This is a genomic window from Corallococcus carmarthensis, from assembly GCF_003611695.1.
Lineage (GTDB): Bacteria > Myxococcota > Myxococcia > Myxococcales > Myxococcaceae > Corallococcus > Corallococcus carmarthensis.
In genome coordinates this window covers 1-4,631 of sequence record NZ_RAWE01000379.1, presented here as the reverse complement: position 1 = coordinate 4,631, position 4,631 = coordinate 1, and the positions used below count along the sequence as shown (strand labels likewise).

5 protein-coding genes are annotated in these 4,631 nt (G+C 69.8%); 1 reads left to right on the top strand and 4 read right to left on the bottom strand.

Features of this window, described 5'->3' with window-relative positions:
- Positions 1 to 445 (top strand): response regulator (locus D7X32_RS43310; RefSeq protein ID WP_147450505.1); only part of this gene is annotated, 445 nt, incomplete at its 5' end.
- Between the two features lie 6 nt (positions 446 to 451).
- On the opposite strand, the gene msrQ is transcribed toward D7X32_RS43310, so the two are convergent.
- The 4 genes from msrQ to D7X32_RS48020 form a co-directional block, all read right to left on the bottom strand.
- Positions 452 to 1,069, bottom strand: coding sequence for a protein-methionine-sulfoxide reductase heme-binding subunit MsrQ (gene msrQ, locus D7X32_RS43305; protein WP_120608325.1), 618 nt, complete (start codon positions 1,067 to 1,069; stop codon positions 452 to 454).
- Between the two features lie 3 nt (positions 1,070 to 1,072).
- Positions 1,073 to 2,062 carry a protein-methionine-sulfoxide reductase catalytic subunit MsrP gene (gene msrP / locus D7X32_RS43300; protein WP_120608324.1) on the bottom strand — a complete coding sequence of 330 codons (990 nt, stop codon included), beginning with the start codon at positions 2,060 to 2,062 and terminating at the stop codon, positions 1,073 to 1,075.
- A gap of 34 nt (positions 2,063 to 2,096) precedes the next feature.
- The gene (locus D7X32_RS43295) at positions 2,097 to 2,822 is read right to left on the bottom strand and encodes a fatty acid desaturase (protein ID WP_120608323.1); all 726 of its coding nucleotides are present in this window, start codon (positions 2,820 to 2,822) and stop codon (positions 2,097 to 2,099) included.
- Between the two features lie 75 nt (positions 2,823 to 2,897).
- On the bottom strand, positions 2,898 to 4,607 hold the full coding sequence (locus tag D7X32_RS48020) for a DUF8614 domain-containing protein (RefSeq protein ID WP_120608322.1): 1,710 nt from the start codon (positions 4,605 to 4,607) through the stop codon (positions 2,898 to 2,900).
- Positions 4,608 to 4,631: the final 24 nt, after the last annotated feature.

The window sequence follows — 4,631 nt, the reverse complement described above, 5'->3', positions numbered from 1 at the left end:
CTCCCGCCCCACGGGGAGCACGCCCACGGTCCGTCAGGCCGGGGGGACTGGACCGCAGCGCGTGCTGCTGGTGGATGACAGCCGCTCCATCCGGACGCTGCTGAAGATCTACCTCATGGCCCGCAGCTTCGAGTTCCTGGAGGCCGAGTCCGCCGAGGAGGGCCTCAAGGTCGCCGAGGTGGAGCAGGTGGACCTCATCCTCACCGACTTCCACATGGACGGGATGAACGGCGCGGACTTCGCCGGGCAGATCCGCGCCAGCACCAACGCCAGGCTGTCCAAGGTCCCCATCCTGATGATGACGGGCGACCCGAACGTGGCGGAGGTTCGCGCCCTGGGCCAGAAGGCCGGCATCAGCGCCTTCGTGCGCAAGCCGGTGAGCTGCGCGCAGCTGATGACGCTGGTGGACACCATCCTCCCGCTGCCCCGCGCCACCGCGAAGTAGCCCGCTTCAGGCCGGGCGCGCCCGGGCGAGCGCCCGCCGCTTGCGCAGGGCCTCCCCCACACGCACGGCCAAGAGCAACGCCAGGACGGCCCCGTAGAGCACCGGCTCCGTGACGTCCTTCTTCACCCGCCACACGAAGTGCACCACGCCCAGCACCGCGGCCACGTAGGCCAGCCGGTGCAGGCGCTGCCACGTGGGAAAGCCGAGCCTCCGCACCCACGTGTTGGTGGACGTGACGGCCAGCGGCACCAGCAGCAGGAACGCGGTGAAGCCCACGGTGATGAAGGGCCGCGTGAAGACGTCCTCCGCCATGGCGCGCACGTCCAGGCCCTGATCCAGCACCGAGTACGTGAGGAAGTGCGCCGCCGCGTAGGTGAAGGCCAGCAGGCCCAGCGTGCGGCGGATGCGCGCGGGCCACGTCCAGCCCGTCACCAGCCTCAACGGCGTGCACGCCAGCGACCCCAGCAGCACCGCCAGCGCGAAGAGGCCGGTCTGGTTGAGGGCGAACTCGATGCCGTTGGCCCCCAACTCGCCCTGCGACCCCAGCACCGCGAGTTGCAGCAGCGGCGCCAGGCCTCCGACAGCGACGGCGGGGTTCAGCCAGGAGAGCTTGGAGGAGGCCATGGTTCAGAAGTCCTGCTTCAGGTCCATGCCACGGTAGAGGCCGGCCACCGCGTCCGCGTAGCCGTTGAAGGGCAGCGTGGGCCGGCGCGAGGTTTCGCCGATGCGGCGCTCCGACGCCTGGCTCCAGCGCGGGTGGTCCACCGCCGGGTTCACGTTGGCGTAGAAGCCGTACTCGCGCTTGTTGGCGATGCTCCACGTCGTGCGCGGCTGCTCGCGCGTGAGCGTGATGCGGACAATGGACTTGATGCCCTTGAAGCCGTACTTCCACGGCACGACCAGCCGCAGCGGGGCGCCGTTCTGTGGCGGCAGCTGCTTGCCGTAGAGGCCGGTGGCCAGCAGCGTCAGCGGGTGCTGCGCTTCATCCAGCCGCAGGCCTTCGACGTAGGGCCAGTCCAGCACCGGGCTCTTCTGGCCGGGCATCTGCTCCGGGTCCTCCAGCGTGGTGAAGGCCACGTACTTCGCGAAGGACGTGGGCTGCACGCGGTCCAACAGCTTGCCCAAGGGCAGGCCCAGCCACGGAATCACCATGGACCAGGCCTCCACGCAGCGCATCCGGTAGACGCGCTCCTCCAGCGGGAAGGCGGAGATGAGCTGATCCACGTCCACCGTCCACGGCTTGTGGACCTCGCCGTCGATGACGACCGTCCACGGCCGCGTCTTCAGCGTGTGCGCGCGGCGGGCCGGGTCGTTCTTGTCCAGGCCGAACTCGTAGAAGTTGTTGTAGGTGGTGATGTCCTCGTAGGGCGTGCGCGGCTCGTCCGTGACGTAGACGCCCTGGGCGGGGGCCACCGGCTGCGCCACCGCGCCCGCGTCCGGCACGAAGCCGTCCATGGGCCGGGTGCGCTTCATGCCCAGCAGGTACAGCCCTCCCCCCACCACCGCGGCGGTGCCCGCGAACAGGCCCGCGTTCTTGATGAGCTCGCGGCGGCGCAGGTAGAGCTTCTCGGGCGTCACTTCGGAGCCGGGGGGCTCGGGAGGGAGCTTGTCGCGCATGGCTCCCTCTATAACGCTCCAGCGCTTTTTCCGGTTACCGCCGGGCGTCCTTTACCCGCCACAGCCGCCACCAGGGCGTCCCGGGGGACTGATGGTGCTCCCAGTGGTAGCCGAAGAAGAAGCACGACAGCAGGGCCCACAGGTGGTTGCGCGGCAGGGTGCGCGCATGGTGCGGCGCCATCTCCGCCGTATCCGGGCGCCGGTGCGGCAGGTACGTGCCGAAGTAGAAGAGCTGCACGGTGGCCAGCACCGACGGCAGCACCCAGAAGGCCAGGATGCGCGCCTGGGGCACGCCCAGCCAGAGCAGCACGTTGAACTTCAACGCCATGACCGCGATTTGCGGCCACGTCGTGTAGCGCACCATGAAGGCCCCGAACCATGGCCAGAAGGACTGGCCCCGGGCCGCGAAGTCCGGGTCGTGGTCGCCGGTGGGGTCCGCGTGGTGCGCGCGGTGATTCACCACCAGCTTGCGGTAGGACAGCCCCGCGAAGAGGAAGCAGGCCAGCGTGCCCACCGCCGCGTTCACCCGGCGGTGCAGGGACACGGCGCCGTGCATGGCGTCATGCCCGGTGATGAAGAGGCCGGTGGACAGCCACATCTGGAGCAGGACGTGCAGCCAGGGGAGCGGTGAGGCCCACGGCAGCGCGGGCCCCGCCAAGAGCCACGCCAGATGCCCGCCCCACGCGCCCACCACCGCGAGCGCGAGCACGACGCCCCACGGGTCGGGTGGCACGGGACGGGCTGGGGACTCGGGCGCCATGGCTCCCTTACTGGCCATGCCCCGTCCCCCGCGCACGGGAAAAGCGCGCGGGTGGAACGGGGCGTGGCCGGGACGCTACTTCGTCGCGGGCGCGGCGGCCGGGGCGCCGAAGTCCTTCACCAGCGACTCGGCGGTGACGTAGCGCGGCTCGATGTCCACCGGCACGTTCTTCAGCCGCTCCAGCACCTTCTGCACGGAGGGACGCACCACGCCCTGCTTCGCGAGCAGCGCCTCCGCGGCAACGCGGTCGCCCTTGGCCTGGAGGGCCATCAGCTGGTTCGTCAGCGACGTGACGGCCGCCTGCATCTTGTCCGGCGCGACTTCGAAGGTGCCGTCCGCGTTCACCTTCACCGCGCCGGTGTCCAGGAAGTGGTTGAGCTGCAGCGCGATGCCCTTGCCGTGCGCCTCGTCGATGCCGAAGCGGATGGAGCGGAACGCGGACGCGAGGAACGTCGTGTACATGGTCCGCTGCAGGTCCTTGTCCAGCGTGCCCTTGTCCACCAGCCGCTGGAGCGCCCACAGGCCGGAGATGTCCGCCTTGGCCTCTTCAATGGCGCTGGAGGACGCCTGCAGCGCCTGACGCACCGTCGTCTGCTTCCCGGCCACGGTGACGTTGTGGGGCCCCAGGCCGTGCATCAGCTCGTGCATGAGGATGTGCGTGAAGAAGGCGTCGAAGGACACGTCCTTGCGGTCCTTCGCGGGCAGCGCCACCTTCGCGATGGGCACCAGCACGCGCTGGAACTTCGCCTCCTGGATGTTCTTCAGCATCACGCGCTTGGTGCCCTTCTCCGCCGCCACGCGCTCGTCGTTGGGCAGGTTGAAGGCCGCCGTCTGCACGCCCCGGTTGCCGTCGCCGGAGGAGAAGAGGCTGTTGATGACGCGGATGGGGGCCAGCGCGCCCAGCTTCGGATTGCGCAAGGCCGGCTCGATGGGGAGGTTGTTCTCCAGTTCCTGGAGCTCCGCGCTGAACTTCGCCAGCTTCTGCGTCTCCGCGTCGTCGCGCACGCCGATGAAGGCCTCGAACGCGGCCTTGTAGTTGAACCAGCCGTCCTCGTAGACCTCGTAGGGCCCGATGGTGGGGTCCACGCTCGCGTCCAGCTCCATCCACGCGACCTCGCTCGCGTAGTAGTCGTTGGACAGGAACGCCGCCGCGCGCGTCTCCAGGAAGCGCTTCAGCGTGGGCTGCTGGGTGAGCGCCGCCGCTTCACGCAAGAGCTGCGCGGCCATGGCCAGCTCGCCCTGGTACTCCACGCTGTAGGGCACGCTCACGAACTTGCCGTCCGGGCCCTTGCGCAGCGTGGTGAAGAAGCCCGTGGCCGCGTGCTGCTGCGCCTCCGGCAGGCTCTTCACCCACGCCTCCACCTCCGCCTTGGTGGCGCCGGCGGGATAGAAGTTGCCCTCGTCCGGCTTGGCCGGCACGCCGGGGATGAACGGCTTCGCCTCGTCCAGGCGCGACCAGGGGCCCTTGTTGAGCAGGAACGCGTGCAGCCGCTCCTTGCCCAGGGGCGTGGTGTCCTTCACCAGGTCCAGGAGCAGCGTCTCGTTGCCCGCCCATGCCTGGCGCAGGAAGAGGGGGTCCATCATCCTCGCGGCCTGGAGGACCTTGGCCAGGGCGCGCTTCTCCGCGTCCGGCAGCTTGGACACGTCCACCTTGACGTCCACGGGGGCGAAGCGCGCGGTCATGCGCTTCAGCGTCGGGGCGTCGGGCAGGCGGGCGGGGGCTTCCTGGGCGGGCGCGGTGCCCGACAGGAGCAGTGCCCCGAGCAGGGGCTGTCTCTTATACACATCTGACGCTGCCGACGACTAGTC

Bases quoted from the DNA above. Each gene is read 5' to 3' on its own strand.
- D7X32_RS43295 (WP_120608323.1), bottom strand. From the start codon at position 2,822: ATGGCGCCCGAGTCCCCAGCCCGTCCCGTGCCACCCGACCCGTGGGGC.
- msrP (WP_120608324.1), bottom strand. From the start codon at position 2,062: ATGCGCGACAAGCTCCCTCCCGAGCCCCCCGGCTCCGAAGTGACGCCC.
- msrQ (WP_120608325.1), bottom strand. From the start codon at position 1,069: ATGGCCTCCTCCAAGCTCTCCTGGCTGAACCCCGCCGTCGCTGTCGGA.